General features: G+C 58.7%; 14 protein-coding genes. 8 read left to right on the forward strand and 6 right to left on the reverse strand.

Annotation, left to right across the window (positions count from 1 at the left end; genetic code table 11):
- Window positions 1-8: 8 nt before the first annotated feature.
- Window positions 9-2264: an NADP-dependent malic enzyme gene (locus tag ACR0M9_RS05455; protein ID WP_267363735.1), complete on the forward strand. Its 2256-nt coding sequence runs from the start codon at window positions 9-11 to the stop codon at window positions 2262-2264.
- Window positions 2265-2267: 3 nt separating this feature from the next.
- Window positions 2268-3140, forward strand: coding sequence for a ribokinase (locus ACR0M9_RS05460; protein ID WP_480773039.1), 873 nt, complete (start codon window positions 2268-2270; stop codon window positions 3138-3140).
- Here ACR0M9_RS05460 and msrA read toward each other — a convergent pair.
- The 4 genes from msrA to ACR0M9_RS05480 all read right to left on the reverse strand — a co-directional run bounded on the left by msrA (window position 3137) and on the right by ACR0M9_RS05480 (window position 6088).
- The gene (gene msrA, locus ACR0M9_RS05465; protein ID WP_480587018.1) at window positions 3137-3808 is read right to left on the reverse strand and encodes a peptide-methionine (S)-S-oxide reductase MsrA; all 672 of its coding nucleotides are present in this window, start codon (window positions 3806-3808) and stop codon (window positions 3137-3139) included. The genes ACR0M9_RS05460 and msrA overlap by 4 nt on opposite strands.
- A gap of 255 nt (window positions 3809-4063) precedes the next feature.
- Entirely contained in the window at window positions 4064-4345 is a 282-nt protein-coding gene (locus tag ACR0M9_RS05470; protein WP_480482514.1) for an SCP2 sterol-binding domain-containing protein, read from the reverse strand.
- A gap of 79 nt (window positions 4346-4424) precedes the next feature.
- On the reverse strand, window positions 4425-4829 hold the full coding sequence (locus tag ACR0M9_RS05475) for a DUF1810 domain-containing protein (RefSeq protein ID WP_480773114.1): 405 nt from the start codon (window positions 4827-4829) through the stop codon (window positions 4425-4427).
- A gap of 32 nt (window positions 4830-4861) precedes the next feature.
- Window positions 4862-6088 (reverse strand): argininosuccinate synthase, encoded by a 1227-nt coding sequence (locus ACR0M9_RS05480; RefSeq protein WP_480773040.1) that lies wholly within the window; start codon window positions 6086-6088, stop codon window positions 4862-4864.
- A gap of 139 nt (window positions 6089-6227) precedes the next feature.
- On the opposite strand from ACR0M9_RS05480, the gene ACR0M9_RS05485 reads away from it, so the two are divergent.
- Together ACR0M9_RS05485 and ilvA are read left to right on the forward strand one after the other, a co-directional pair.
- Entirely contained in the window at window positions 6228-6995 is a 768-nt protein-coding gene (locus ACR0M9_RS05485; RefSeq protein WP_480773041.1) for a hypothetical protein, read from the forward strand.
- 58 nt (window positions 6996-7053) lie between these two features.
- Window positions 7054-8280, forward strand: coding sequence for a threonine ammonia-lyase IlvA (gene ilvA / locus ACR0M9_RS05490; protein WP_480773042.1), 1227 nt, complete (start codon window positions 7054-7056; stop codon window positions 8278-8280).
- Here the strand turns inward: ilvA and ACR0M9_RS05495 are convergent.
- Entirely contained in the window at window positions 8277-8606 is a 330-nt protein-coding gene (locus ACR0M9_RS05495; RefSeq protein WP_209506897.1) for an Hpt domain-containing protein, read from the reverse strand. The genes ilvA and ACR0M9_RS05495 overlap by 4 nt on opposite strands.
- A gap of 162 nt (window positions 8607-8768) precedes the next feature.
- Here ACR0M9_RS05495 and ACR0M9_RS05500 point away from each other — a divergent pair, with 162 nt between their 5' ends.
- A complete protein-coding gene (locus ACR0M9_RS05500) occupies window positions 8769-10043 on the forward strand; it encodes a PP2C family protein-serine/threonine phosphatase (RefSeq protein ID WP_480773043.1) in 1275 nt (424 codons plus the stop codon).
- Here the strand turns inward: ACR0M9_RS05500 and ACR0M9_RS05505 are convergent.
- Window positions 10040-10483, reverse strand: coding sequence for an NUDIX hydrolase (locus ACR0M9_RS05505; protein WP_267363745.1), 444 nt, complete (start codon window positions 10481-10483; stop codon window positions 10040-10042). The two genes, ACR0M9_RS05500 and ACR0M9_RS05505, sit on opposite strands and share 4 nt — an antisense overlap.
- 76 nt (window positions 10484-10559) lie before the next feature.
- On the opposite strand from ACR0M9_RS05505, the gene hslO reads away from it, so the two are divergent.
- Genes hslO through ACR0M9_RS05520 form a run of 3 tightly spaced genes read left to right on the forward strand, consistent with a single transcriptional unit; the run spans window position 10560 to window position 13286 of the window.
- Window positions 10560-11546, forward strand: a complete 987-nt coding sequence (gene hslO / locus ACR0M9_RS05510; RefSeq protein WP_480486934.1) for an Hsp33 family molecular chaperone HslO — start codon at window positions 10560-10562, stop codon at window positions 11544-11546.
- Window positions 11539-12135, forward strand: coding sequence for a CoA pyrophosphatase (locus tag ACR0M9_RS05515; RefSeq protein ID WP_480773044.1), 597 nt, complete (start codon window positions 11539-11541; stop codon window positions 12133-12135). The genes hslO and ACR0M9_RS05515 overlap by 8 nt, the downstream gene beginning before the upstream one ends.
- Entirely contained in the window at window positions 12132-13286 is a 1155-nt protein-coding gene (locus ACR0M9_RS05520; RefSeq protein ID WP_480773045.1) for a CCA tRNA nucleotidyltransferase, read from the forward strand. The genes ACR0M9_RS05515 and ACR0M9_RS05520 overlap by 4 nt, the downstream gene beginning before the upstream one ends.
- Window positions 13287-13354: the final 68 nt, after the last annotated feature.

Below are 13354 nucleotides of genomic sequence, written 5' to 3' on the forward strand. Positions count from 1 at the left end.
CATTTAAGATGCCCAAAGCGAAGATCACCAAAGAAGAGGCATTGGCCTTTCACCTAGACCCCACCCCCGGCAAGTGGGAGGTGCAGGCCACCGTCCCCATGACAACGCAGCGTGACCTGTCGCTGGCCTACAGCCCGGGCGTGGCCGTTCCCTGCGAGGCCATCGCGGAAAACCCGGAAACGGCCTATGACTATACCAACAAGGGCAACCTGGTGGCCGTAATCTCGAACGGGACGGCGGTGCTGGGCCTTGGTAACCTTGGCGCGCTGGGCTCGAAACCGGTCATGGAAGGCAAATCGGTCCTGTTCAAACGGTTCGCCGACGTGAACTCGATCGATATCGAGCTGGACACCGAAGACCCGGATGAATTCTGCCGTGCGGTGCGCCTGATGGGGCCGACCTTTGGCGGCATCAATCTGGAAGACATCAAGGCGCCCGAGTGTTTCATCATCGAACAGCGCCTGAAAGAAGAGATGGACATCCCCGTCTTTCACGATGACCAGCACGGCACAGCCGTGATCTGTGCTGCGGGCCTGCTGAACGCGCTGCATATCTCGGGCAAGAAGATCGAGGACGTGAAAATCGTTCTGAATGGCGCAGGTGCGGCTGGGATTGCCTGTATCGAACTGCTCAAGGCAATGGGCGCGCGGCATGAAAACTGCATTGTCTGCGATACCAAGGGCGTGATCTATCAAGGCCGGACCGAGGGTATGAACCAGTGGAAATCGGCCCACGCGATCACAACCGACTTGCGCACATTGGAAGACGCGATGAAAGGGGCGGATGTGTTCCTGGGTGTGTCGGTGAAAGGCGCGGTCACGCAGGATATGGTCGCCAGCATGGCCGACAATCCTGTCATCTTTGCGATGGCCAACCCCGACCCCGAGATCACTCCGGAAGAAGCACACGAGGTTCGCGTGGATGCGATCGTTGCCACCGGGCGCAGCGATTATCCAAACCAGGTGAATAACGTTCTGGGCTTCCCCTACCTGTTCCGCGGTGCGTTGGACATTCATGCCCGCGCCATCAATGATGAGATGAAGATCGCCTGTGCCCACGCACTTGCAAATCTGGCACGCGAGGATGTGCCGGATGAGGTCGCCATGGCCTATGGCAAGTCGCTGACCTTTGGGCGTGACTATATCATCCCCACCCCGTTCGACCCGCGTTTGATCCACCGCATTCCGCCGGCTGTTGCCAGGGCGGGGATGGACACCGGTGCCGCGCGCCGTCCGATCATCGACATGGACGCGTATGAGCTGAGTCTGAAATCCCGGATGGACCCGACCGCCAGCATCCTGCGCGGTCTGAACGCCCGAGCGCGTCAGGCGCAAAGCCGCATGATTTTCGCCGAGGGCGACGATCCCCGGGTATTGCGCGCAGCGGTCATGTATCAGCGGTCTGGTTTCGGCAAGGCGCTTGTGGTGGGCCGGCCGGACGATGTGAAGACCAAACTGGAAGCAACGGGCCTGGGCGACGCTGTGCGTGAAATCGAGGTCGTGAATGCGGCCAATACCACGCATCTCGAAACCTATTCGAACTTCCTGTATCAGCGCCTGCAGCGTAAGGGCTTTGACCGCAAAGATATTCACCGTCTGGCCGCACGGGACAGGCACGTGTTTTCCTCGCTGATGCTGGCCCATGGGCATGGTGATGGTCTTGTCACTGGCGCAACCCGCAAGTCCGCACATGTGCTCGACCGGATCAACCATGTGTTTGATGCCGATGCCGCCAACGGTGCCGCGGGTGTGACAGCTTTGCTGCATAAAGGCCGGATTGTTCTGATTGGCGACACGTTGGTACATGAATGGCCCGACGAAAACGATCTGGCGAATATTGCCGAGCGTTCGGCCGCAGTTGCCCGGCATATGGGGTTGGAGCCGCGCGTGGCTTTTGTCAGCTTCTCGACCTTTGGCTATCCGGTGTCAGAACGTGCTGAAAAGATGCACCGTGCCCCGGCTGTTCTGGATCGGCGCGGCGTCGACTTTGAATACGAGGGTGAAATGACGGTGGACGTCGCCCTGAACATCGAACAGCAAGCGGCCTATCCGTTCTCGCGCCTGACCGGTCCGGCGAATATCCTGATCGTTCCGGCCCGGCATTCGGCATCAATCTCGACCAAGCTGATGCAGGAAATGGGTGGTGCGACCGTGATTGGCCCGATCCTGTCAGGCATCGACAAGCCGATCCAGATCTGTTCGACCGTATCGACCGCGAACGATATTCTGAACATGGCCATTCTGGCCTCTTGCGACATCGGATAAATCATGACGATCTGGAATCTCGGCTCGATTAACGCGGATATGGTCTATGACCTGCCGCATCTGCCTGCACCGGGGGAAACTCTGGCTGCCCGTAGGCTGGATCGGTTCCTGGGCGGCAAGGGGGCCAACATGTCGGTGGCCGCGGCGCGTGCGGGATCACGCGTCAGCCATATAGGTGCCGTGGGGCCCGATGGGCGCTGGGCCAAGGATCGACTGACAGAATATGGTGTGGATACGCGCCATATCTCTGAGGTGGGTGTTCCCACAGGCCACGCCATCATTGCGGTGGATGCCGAGGGTGAGAACCTGATTATCCTGTATCCCGGGGCCAATCACGCATTGGAACCCGCCCATCTGGGGCAGGCGCTGGCCTCGGCAAACACCGGTGACCTGCTGATCTTGCAGAATGAAACCAATGCCCAGGTCGAGGCGGCGCAGCTGGGGCGCAAGCTTGGCCTGACCGTCTGTTATGCCGCGGCCCCGTTTCAGGCACCGGCCGTTCAGGGCGTTCTGCCTTATCTGGATTTCTTGATCCTAAATGAGGTGGAGGCTGAACAGCTGCGCCAGGAAACCGGTCAGAGCATTGCTGATCTGCCTGTTCGGCATGTCATTGTTACCCTCGGCTCAAAAGGCGCAAGGTATTTGCAGCAGGGCAACGATCCGGTCGAGTTTCCCGCGCATAAGGTGCGGGCGGTGGATACCACAGGGGCAGGCGACACCTTCACCGGCTATGTGCTGGCGGGCATGGATCGCGGAATGCCAATGGAGCAGGCCATTTTGCAGGCAAACCGCGCCGCAGCCCTGATGGTCATGCGGCACGGAACTGCGGATGTCATTCCCGATCTGAAAGAAGTGCGTGACGCATCCTTTGACTAGGACCCTGCAAATGGGGCATCCCCGCCCCAAAGCTGCTTGACGCGCGCGTCACGACCACAGGCTTTGCGATACGCTTTGTAGGCGTTGTGCTGGCGCTTTGGCCCAAAGCGGGTAAGGACCAGTTTGTTGCCTTTGTAATAATCCTGATGATACGCCTCGGCGGGGTAAAAGGGTCCTGCGCTCAGAACCGGGGTGACAATGGTCTGGCCCAGCGCTTGCTGTGCGTCTGCTATGGCTTGTTCTGCCAACGCCTTTTCGCCTGTGTTAGAGACGAATATCGCAGTTCGATAGCTGTCGCCCCGATCGCAGAACTGGCCACCTGCGTCTGTCGGATCAACCGAGCGGAAAAACATGTTCAGAAGTGACGCGCGAGAGACCCGCGCCGGATCGAACGTGATCTGAACCGCCTCGTAGTGGCCGGTTCCCCCTTTTGAAACCTGATCATATGTCGGATCCGCGGATGTGCCACCGGTGTACCCTGACACCGCCCCGATTACGCCGGGCACGGATTCGAAATCGGATTCCACGCACCAGAAACACCCGCCAGCCACCGTCAGCGTTTCGGTTCCTGCAGCCGGGGCGGGCAGCGCGCGCAACAGTGCAGCCAATGCAATCAGTGTAAACAGAAGGGCTGGTCTGACGGTTTCAAAATAAGCAGTCCGCATCATGTCAGGTCTCCTTTTAAGATGAGATTGACGCGGGTTCGACCCCCTTGCAATTGCCTGTCATGCAATGTCACGCGCTGGTGAGACGAGTTTATCGTCTGCGATCACGCGTAAACGGCCCACTTGAAAGGCGGACGAAACCACCGTTCATTTGCGACGGATCATGCGCGATAGGTATCCCGATGGGGAACGGCGGTACACCGCGGGCGGGACCGCCGGTCTGGCTGGCCTGGGACAAAGGCCAGCTTTGCAGTAAACTCAGCCCAGCAGTTGCCCCAGCTTCATCGCAACACCCATATTGCCCGAGATCTTGAGCTTGCCCAAAGCAACGCCGGTCATCGGGTTCAGCTTTCCGGTCAACAGCTTGGTCAGGTTCTCCTGCGAGATGCGGATTGTGCAATCCGTGTCCCGATCCTGCGTCGTTGCCTGATTGTCCGCCAGAACAATCACACCGTCCGCGCCGCAATCGAATTTGAGCGAACCGTCAAAGCTTTTGCCGTTCAGCCCTTTTTGAATTCCATCGGCGATGTCCTGAAGCATTCGGGGTCCTTTCACGGTTTCCGAATGCGTAATGCGTCAGGTGCCGAACAGGCAAGGCTGACCCAACTGGAACTTCTGATCACGATGCGCCGAGGATCTGAACCGTCCGGTCACAAGGCTTACCGCCATAGAAGGCGTCCAATACAGCACGAAACTCGGGCGGAGCATCTGCCACAGATGAAAACAATGTCATCGAAGACCGCAGCTTTTTCGCGTCAATTCCGCCCAGAATGTCGCGGGCATCGCGCCCCGTGTGCAGCAGCATCAGCGAGGCCGCCTGCCTAAGCCGGTCGCGCAGTTCCGGGTGGTTCAGATAGCGTGTCGCCTCGTCCAGACCTTCAATGCCGTAAAGCTGCGCCATATGGGACTGGCCCAGCGCGGCCAGTTGGGGAAACACGAACCACATCCAGTGGCTGGATTTCTGCCCCTGTTCAAGTTCGCGCAGGACATCGGCCCAAACCGTGTCCTGCGCCTCGATGAACATATCGAGCTCGTCGTCGGTATCGTCTTCGTCGATCACTTGGACAGGCGCTTGTTGCGCGCAGCCAGCAGTTTCAGACGCAGCGCATTCAACTGGATAAAGCCTGCCGCATCTTTCTGATCGTATGCACCTGCATCCTCTTCGAAGGTCACATGTGCCTCAGAATACAACGAATGATCCGACCAGCGGCCCACGGTCGAGGCCAGACCTTTGTACAGCTTCACGCGGACGGTGCCGGTGACATGCTCTTGCGATCTGTCGATGGCGGCTTGCAGCATCTCGCGCTCGGGGCTGTACCAGAAACCGTTATAGATGAGTTCCGCATATTGCGGCATCAGCTGGTCTTTCAGGTGCATCGCGCCGCGGTCCATGGTGATGGATTCAATGCCACGATGCGCTTCCAGCAGGATGGTGCCGCCGGGTGTCTCGTAGATACCGCGCGACTTCATGCCTACAAAACGGCCTTCGACCAGGTCCAGACGGCCAATACCGTGCTTGCCGCCGTATTCGTTCAGCTTGGTCAGGATCGTAGCCGGGCTCATCGCCTCACCGTTGATGCTGACCGCGTCGCCTTTTTCAAAGCCGATCTCGATGAACTCAGGCTCGTTCGGGGCGTCCTCGGGGTGGACGGTGCGCTGATAGACATAGTCGGGCGCCATATCGGCAGGGTCTTCCAGAACCTTGCCCTCGGATGAGGTATGCAGCAGGTTCGCATCGACCGAGAACGGCGCCTCACCACGCTTGTCCTTGGCAATCGGAATCTGGTTCTGCTCGGCAAACTCCAGCAGCTTGGTGCGGCTGGTCAGATCCCATTCACGCCACGGCGCAATGACCTTGATGTCGGGGTTCAGCGCGTATGCCGCCAGTTCAAAGCGAACCTGATCGTTGCCCTTGCCGGTCGCGCCATGGGCCACGGCGTCAGCACCGGTCGCCTCGGCAATCTCGACCAGACGTTTTGAGATCAGCGGACGTGCAATAGACGTGCCCAGCAGATACAGCCCCTCATACTGCGCATTCGCGCGGAACATCGGGAAGACGAAATCGCGGACGAATTCCTCGCGGATATCCTCGATATAGATGTTCTCGGGCTTGATCCCCAGCAGCTCGGCCTTCTGGCGCGCCGGCTCAAGCTCTTCACCCTGACCCAGATCGGCGGTGAAGGTCACGACCTCACAGTCATACTCGGTCTGCAGCCATTTCAGGATGATCGAGGTATCAAGGCCACCGGAATAGGCCAGAACAACTTTCTTGGGCGCGGACATCTGATTTCCCTTTGTACGAAGAACGACTGGCCCCTAGCGGGTTTTGGACGCGGGGGCAAGCGGCGTGCATTGACGCAGGGCGGGAATTGCGGTGAAACGGGCGGATAGAGAACAAGGATTGGTTGAGAGGGCAGTATTCATGCTGGGGCTGGAGATTTTCGTACATTCGGTGAAGATGGTTCTGAGGAACCTGAAGCAGGCGCTGCAGATTTCAGTTGTGCCAGCGATGATTGGTGGCGTTCTGGTCATTGGACTGTTCTTTCTTTTTGGTATCCCGTTTGAAGATTTCGACAGTGAAACCACCGGATTACCCGCTGGTGTAACGTCCGGTGCTTTCCTTGGATTTTTGCTGAGCCTCATGGCAGTTGTTTTTGGCGTCATGCTCTGGATTGTCGTGTCCTGGCATCGGTTTGTGTTGCTGGAAGAATACCCAACCGGTCTGGTACCGCCTTTCAGATTCGATAGGGTTCTTGCCTATTTCGGGCGTCTTGTGATGTTGGGCCTTCTGGCCCTTGTCATAATGATCCCTGCATCGGTGATCATGGGGATGCTGGCGCAAGGTTCTGCGGCAATGGGAATACTGTTCTGGATCGCACTCGTCATTCTTCTGACCATCGGTTTCTATCGGGCGTCACCCATTCTTCCCAGCGCTGCAATTGGAAGGCCGATCAAGTTGACTGATGCCTGGCAGGCGACCTCGGGCGCGAGTGGAGCAATTGTCCTTTTGGTTATCCTGTCGATGTTGTTCCAGCTCATGCTTCAGTTTCTGGCGTCGTTGCTGCTCTTCATTCCGATCATCGGTGTTTTGATCGTCGTGTTTGCGTCCATGTTGATCCTTCCGCTGATAAACGTCAGCATCCTGACAACGATTTATGGCGTCTTCATCGAAAAGCGCGAACTCGCCTGACGCCCGTACACATATGTATTCCTTGCCCTTTCGTTGGTGATGGGGCAGGGAAACTGGCATGAGTGATTTCATGACCCGCGCCCGCGCTGCCGAACAGGCGATGCGCTCTGTGTTTCCGGCAACGCCACTGCAGCGGAACGCCCATCTGTCCGACCGTTATGGCGCCGATATCTGGCTGAAACGCGAAGACCTCAGCCCGGTGCGATCCTACAAGATCCGGGGCGCGTTCAACGCAATGCGCAAGCAACAGGGACAGGACCTGTTCGTCTGTGCCAGCGCGGGCAATCACGCGCAGGGCGTGGCCTATATGTGCCAGCATATGGGGGTCCGGGGCGTGATCTTCATGCCGGTCACGACGCCTCAGCAGAAGATCCAGAAAACGCGTATCTTTGGCGGGGACAACGTCGAGATTCATCTGATCGGTGACTATTTCGATGACACACTTGCTGCCGCTCAGGCATGGTGCACGCAGCAGGGCGGATATTTCCTGTCACCTTTTGACGATGCCGATGTGATCGAAGGGCAAGCCTCGCTGGCGGTTGAAATCGAAAGGCAGATGGGCGGTGCGCCCGATCACGTTGTGCTTCCCGTGGGTGGAGGCGGCATGTCCGCCGGTGTCGCCACATGGTTCGGGGACCGCACCCATTGCCTGTTCGTCGAACCGGCCGGAGGGGCCTGTCTGCGCGCAGCCCTGGCGGCGGGGCATCCTGTTTCGCTGGATTATGTGGATACCTTTGTCGATGGCGCGGCGGTCGGGCGGATCGGTGAAAAGCCGTTCGAGTTGTTGAAATCACGCCACCTGTCGGACGTTCTGGTCCTGTCCGAGGATCGTATCTGCGCCACCATGATCGAGATGCTGAATGTCGAAGGCATCGTGCTGGAACCTGCGGGGGCGCTGGCGATCGAGGCAGTAGGTGATATCCAAAGCTTTGTGCGCGGAAAGACCGTGGTCTGCCTGACATCCGGCGGCAATTTCGATTTCGAACGCCTTCCCGAGGTCAAGGAACGTGCGCAGCGGTATTCCGGTGTGAAAAAGTACTTCATCCTGCGCCTGCCGCAGCGACCCGGCGCCCTGAAGGAATTCCTGAATATTCTCGGCCCCGAGGATGATATCGCGCGGTTCGAATACATGAAGAAATCGGCGCGCAATTTCGGTTCGGTTCTGATCGGGATCGAAACCCGCAAGCCCGAAAACTTCATGCGCCTGTTTGCCCATCTGGACGATGCCGGGTTCACCTATACCGACATCACCGAGGACGAGACGCTGGCACAGTTCGTGATCTAGTTCAGGTTCTCATTCAGCTCGGCTTCAAACATGGTTTTCGAGCTGTCGAAAGCAGCCAAAAGCGCTGGCAGATCAACCTCGGCCCCTTGCCCTGCTGCGGCCTGCCGTTCCCCATCCTGGCAGAGTTTCGAGAATTGATCGAACCCCAGGCTCAATGCGCTGCCTTTCAGGAAATGCAGGTTCTGCTCCAGTTCGGCCCGGTTGGTGTCGCGGCGCAGGCGGGTGATCACGTCCTGCACTTCTTCCAGAAATATCTCGACCACCTCATCGAATTCCTCGGGGCCGACTTCATCCCGCAACTGCCTGACTCTGGCCCAGTGGATCATGATGTACACCAGCTAATGAATGGTCATGGTTCTGAATAGACGCGCCCGGTAAAAAGCAGGTTAACGGGGCCACTCTTCGGCAATTGCCACTCTTCACCGGATGTTAAATCTGTCGGCGATAGGGTCGTCAAATGTGACGAAACTCATCAGAGCAAAGGGTAAATGGTGCCGGGGGCGAGTCTTGAGGAAACCAGACCTGATCTGGATTTCGGCGCGATCCGCACGGTGCTGGTCGTGGATGACAGCCGCCTGCAACGGCGCATTCTGGTGGCCTCGCTCAGGAAATGGGGGTTCGAGGTGATCGAGGCCGAGACAGGCCATGCCGCTTTGGCGCTTTGCGTCGATAATCCGCCCGATCTTGTGCTGAGCGATTGGGTCATGCCGGGGATGAGCGGGCTTGAATTCTGCTGTGCCTTTCGGGCTTTGGAAACGGATCAATACAGCTATTTCATCCTTCTGACATCCAAAAGCGAAAAGCAGGAGGTCGCGCGCGGTCTGGATGCCGGGGCCGACGATTTTCTGATCAAGCCGCTTGAGGCGGACGAACTGCGCGCCCGGATTTCAGCTGGTGCGCGCATTCTGGACATGCAGCGCGAGCTCTCACAGAAAAACCGCCTGATTGAATCCGCGCTCGAGGAACTCAGGCTGGCGCATGACGCGATCGACAAGGACCTGATGCAGGCGCGAAAAATTCAGGAATCGCTGGTTCCCGAACTGACCCGGTCATTCGGGAAGTCACAAGTCAGTCTGTTGCTGAAACCCTGTGGTCATATCGGTGGTGATCTGGTGGGGATGTTCTCGCCCGGGGTGAACCGGCTTGGGTTCTACAGCATCGACGTATCCGGCCATGGTATCACCTCGGCCATGATGACGGCGCGATTGGGGGGGTATCTGTCCAGCAAGCATTTTGACCAGAACGTCGCGATGGAGCGGAGGTTCGACAAGTTTTATGCACTTCTTCCACCGAAATACGTGGCTGAAACGCTCAATTCCCGCCTGATGGCCGATGAAGGCATCGAAGAGTATTTTACGATGGTTTACGCCATCGTCGACCTGCGCAATGGGCATCTGAAAATGGTACAGGCCGGGCATCCGCACCCCCTGCTGCTGCGGCAGGGTGGCCGCGCCGAGTTTCTTGGTGACGGAGGCTTGCCCATAGGATTGATCGAAGATGCGCGCTTTCAACAAGTCGAGACGCAGATGCAGCCCGGCGACAAGCTGCTGTTGTACTCGGACGGGTTTACCGAATGCCAACTGGCTGGTGGTGGCTTGCTGGAAGAAGACGGTTTGCGTCAGATGGCCCAACAGAGCATGTCGGAAAGGGGCGGGTCAGAGTTTCTGGACGACATGTTCTGGCGTTTGACGCAAGTGATGTCACCCAAAGACAGCATCGGCGATGATGTCTCGGCCGTCTTTTTTGAATATAACGGACCTTAAAGCGACCCGAGATGCAATTCAGCAAAGTGCCGGTCACCGTCATTTCCCAGTAAACCGACGGCGTCAGCAGTTTCCATCCACAGCGCTTCGTGAAACGCCTCGGTCGGCGGGCCTATGCGTCGCACGGGGCGGGCGCGATAGATCAGGCAGACCTTCTCGGCCCACAGGTCATATTCCGGCATATAGGTGAAGCGCCGAAAGGCACCAATCCGCCGGGGCGCCGCAATAAGCCACCCGGTTTCTTCAAAGACTTCGCGATGCAGGGCGGTAACGGGTGATTCGCCCGGATCAATACCTCCGCCGGGCAATTGCAGGTCGGGTCCGGGTTCTGTCTGGCAGGTCAGCAAAAGGTGACTTCTGCGGGGCAAAAGTGCATAAACACCGACCCGTCGCGTGTATTTCCGCCCCGGCTCTGGGGTTTCACCGAACCGCCTGATCATGTATGGCCCCTTACAACCTAATCTGTTCGACCTATATGGTGCCGGTATGCCAACCTGTGGCGCGTAAGGAAACCCCATGTCTCTTGGAACGAAAATCGCGTGGGACGATACCGTCCTGCCCTTTCAACTCGATGTATCGGATATGCGTGGCCGAGTGGCCCGTCTGGATGGTGTGCTGGATGGTATCCTGAAGCAGCATGACTACCCCGAACAGGTCGAGGCGTTGGTGGCCGAGATGGCCCTGCTGACCGCATTGATCGGGCAGACGGTTGCGCTGCGCTGGAAGCTGTCGTTGCAGGTGCAGTCCAAGGGGCCGGTGCGCATGATTGCGACCGACTATTACGCACCCAAGGCCGAAGGTCAGCCTGCGCAGATCCGGGCCTATGCCAGCTTTGACCGTGACCGGCTCACCGATACGGCCCCCTTCGATCAGGTGGGCGAAGGGTATTTTGCCATCATGATAGACCAGGGCGAAGGCACGCAGCCCTATCAGGGTATCACGCCGCTGACCGGGGCCTCTCTCAGCGCCTGCGCTGAGGCCTATTTTGCACAGTCCGAGCAGCTGCCAACCCGGTTCTCGCTGAGCTTTGGCAAATCGACCGAGCCCGGCGTGGATGAACATTGGCGCGCCGGCGGCATCATGTTGCAGCATATGCCCAAAGCCTCGCCATTTGCCGCATCGGGTGAGGGCAATGGCGAGATCCTGACCGCCAGCGATCTGGTCGACGGCGAAGAGGGCGAGAACTGGGGCCGGGTCAATATCCTGCTGGACACAGTCGAGGATCTTGAGCTGATTGGTCCATCGATTGCGCCGACTGATTTGTTGATCCGGTTGTTCCACGAAGAACAGCCACGGGTCTATGATGCGCAGTCCGTGCAGTTTGGCTGCACCTGCTCCGAAGACCGGGTACGGCAGAGCCTGTCGATCTATTCGGCAAAGGACCTCGAAAAGATGACGACGCCCGAAGGTCAGGTCACCGCCGATTGCCAGTTCTGCGGCGCACACTATGTGCTTGACCCGTCAACGGTTGGCTTTGAAGCCGAAGACCGAAAGGGTGCTTGACCCGATTGAACAGATCCGGACGGCGCTGCGCCGTCCCGGTCACGGGTCCAGCGATTTTGACCTGAACCCGAATACTGTCTTGCCACCCGGCCGCCGCCTGCGCCCGGCGGGGGTTCTGGTCGCGATCTCACTTGCGGATGACACCCCTCGGGTGATCCTGACAAAACGGTCCTCGGCCCTCAAGCATCATCCGGGTCAGATCGCGTTTCCCGGCGGTAAACAGGACGAAGGGGATGCGGATGTCACGGCAACGGCCCTGCGCGAAGCACAGGAAGAGATCGGCCTTCCTGCGGACCTTCCCGAAATCCTGGGTTACTTGCCGACGCATGAAACTGTCACCTCATTCACGGTCACACCTGTGGTGGCCGTTCTTCGAAAGGGATTTCAACCTGTTCCGGAACCCGGCGAAGTCGACGAAGTTTTTTCGACCCCCCTTGCGCATCTCTTGAATCCCAAGAATTATCTGGTTGAATCGCGCCGTTGGCGCGGCCAGAAACGCAGATATTACACAGTTCCGTACGGCCCTTATTACATATGGGGTGCGACGGCCCGCATATTGCGCGGGCTTGCAGCGCGGGTGAATGAATGATGCAGATTGAGGAGCTTTGGGTCAGCGAACCGGCGACCCAAAAGGTATGCGCCGCCCTGACCTCATCCGGGGCGCAGGCGCTTTTTGTGGGTGGGTGCGTGCGCAATGCGCTGCTGGGCGCGCCGGTGTCGGATATCGACATTGCCACTGATGCCCGGCCTGAACAGGTTGTCGAGATGGCGCAGGCTGCCGGCCTCAAGGCCATCCCCACCGGTATCGACCATGGCACGATTACAGTGGTCAGCGCCGGTATCCCGCACGAGATCACCACTTTCCGGCGTGACGTCGAAACCGATGGTCGCCGCGCTGTCATCGCCTTTTCCGATCACGTCGAAGAAGATGCTGCGCGGCGCGATTTTACCATGAATGCACTTTATGCAAGGCCCGATGGCACTGTGTTAGACCCGCTTGGCGGGCTTCCCGACCTTCGGGCCCGGCGGGTGCGGTTCATCGGTGAAGCAGAGGACCGCATTCGCGAAGACTATCTGCGGTCACTGCGCTATTTCCGGTTTCACGCATGGTATGGCGACCCGGATGCCGGTTTCGACCCGGACGCGCTGGCTGCCATTGGTGCCAATCTTGACGGGCTGACCTCGTTGTCGCGGGAACGCGTCGGGGCGGAACTGCTGAAACTGCTGGGCGCGCCTGATCCGGCCCCGGCCATTGCGACGATGCGCAGCACAGGCGTATTGGCGCAATTGCTGCCAGGCGCGGATGACCGGTCACTGGCACCTCTGGTCGCTTTGGAACATGCGGCAGGTGCCGAGTCGAACCCCCTGCGCCGTCTGGCGGCCATCGCGACGCCCGATGACGCCGCAACCCTGCGCTTGAGCCGTTCGCAACTGCAACGCCTGACCGGAATGCGGACCGAAGCGCAGTCAACCACCAGCGTGGCTGAACTGGGCTATCGGTATGGTGACGAAGGCGGGTTGAACAAAACCCTTTTGCGGTGCGCGTTTTTCGAACAGCCCTGGTCCGAAAGCTTCAGACAGGACCTGCACGCAGGCGCAGCCGCGCGTTTCCCGATACAAGCCAAAGACCTGATCCCCGGGTTTACCGGCCCGGCGCTGGGCCAAAAGCTGGCCGAGCTTGAAAGCCGGTGGATCGCGTCGGGTTTTGCGCTGTCGCGCGAGGACTTGCTTGCAAGTTAATGTTTAGTCTCAAAAGGGGATGACAACTTTGGTCCATTGTGGTTAGGTGCGCCCGTCACATGGATGGA

Source organism: Ruegeria sp. CH2 (assembly GCF_056537065.1).

What these genes read in the sequence shown, in the direction of transcription:
- hslO (WP_480486934.1), top strand. Translation starts at nt 10,560, where the DNA reads ATGTCTCTTGGAACGAAAATCGCGTGGGACGATACCGTCCTGCCCTTT.
- ACR0M9_RS05475 (WP_480773114.1), bottom strand. Translation starts at nt 4,829, where the DNA reads ATGTTCATCGAGGCGCAGGACACGGTTTGGGCCGATGTCCTGCGCGAA.
- ACR0M9_RS05460 (WP_480773039.1), top strand. Translation starts at nt 2,268, where the DNA reads ATGACGATCTGGAATCTCGGCTCGATTAACGCGGATATGGTCTATGAC.
- ACR0M9_RS05495 (WP_209506897.1), bottom strand. Translation starts at nt 8,606, where the DNA reads ATGATCCACTGGGCCAGAGTCAGGCAGTTGCGGGATGAAGTCGGCCCC.
- ACR0M9_RS05505 (WP_267363745.1), bottom strand. Translation starts at nt 10,483, where the DNA reads ATGATCAGGCGGTTCGGTGAAACCCCAGAGCCGGGGCGGAAATACACG.
- ACR0M9_RS05455 (WP_267363735.1), top strand. Translation starts at nt 9, where the DNA reads ATGCCCAAAGCGAAGATCACCAAAGAAGAGGCATTGGCCTTTCACCTA.
- ACR0M9_RS05500 (WP_480773043.1), top strand. Translation starts at nt 8,769, where the DNA reads ATGGTGCCGGGGGCGAGTCTTGAGGAAACCAGACCTGATCTGGATTTC.
- ACR0M9_RS05470 (WP_480482514.1), bottom strand. Translation starts at nt 4,345, where the DNA reads ATGCTTCAGGACATCGCCGATGGAATTCAAAAAGGGCTGAACGGCAAA.
- ilvA (WP_480773042.1), top strand. Translation starts at nt 7,054, where the DNA reads ATGAGTGATTTCATGACCCGCGCCCGCGCTGCCGAACAGGCGATGCGC.
- msrA (WP_480587018.1), bottom strand. Translation starts at nt 3,808, where the DNA reads ATGATGCGGACTGCTTATTTTGAAACCGTCAGACCAGCCCTTCTGTTT.
- ACR0M9_RS05520 (WP_480773045.1), top strand. Translation starts at nt 12,132, where the DNA reads ATGATGCAGATTGAGGAGCTTTGGGTCAGCGAACCGGCGACCCAAAAG.
- ACR0M9_RS05480 (WP_480773040.1), bottom strand. Translation starts at nt 6,088, where the DNA reads ATGTCCGCGCCCAAGAAAGTTGTTCTGGCCTATTCCGGTGGCCTTGAT.
- ACR0M9_RS05485 (WP_480773041.1), top strand. Translation starts at nt 6,228, where the DNA reads ATGCTGGGGCTGGAGATTTTCGTACATTCGGTGAAGATGGTTCTGAGG.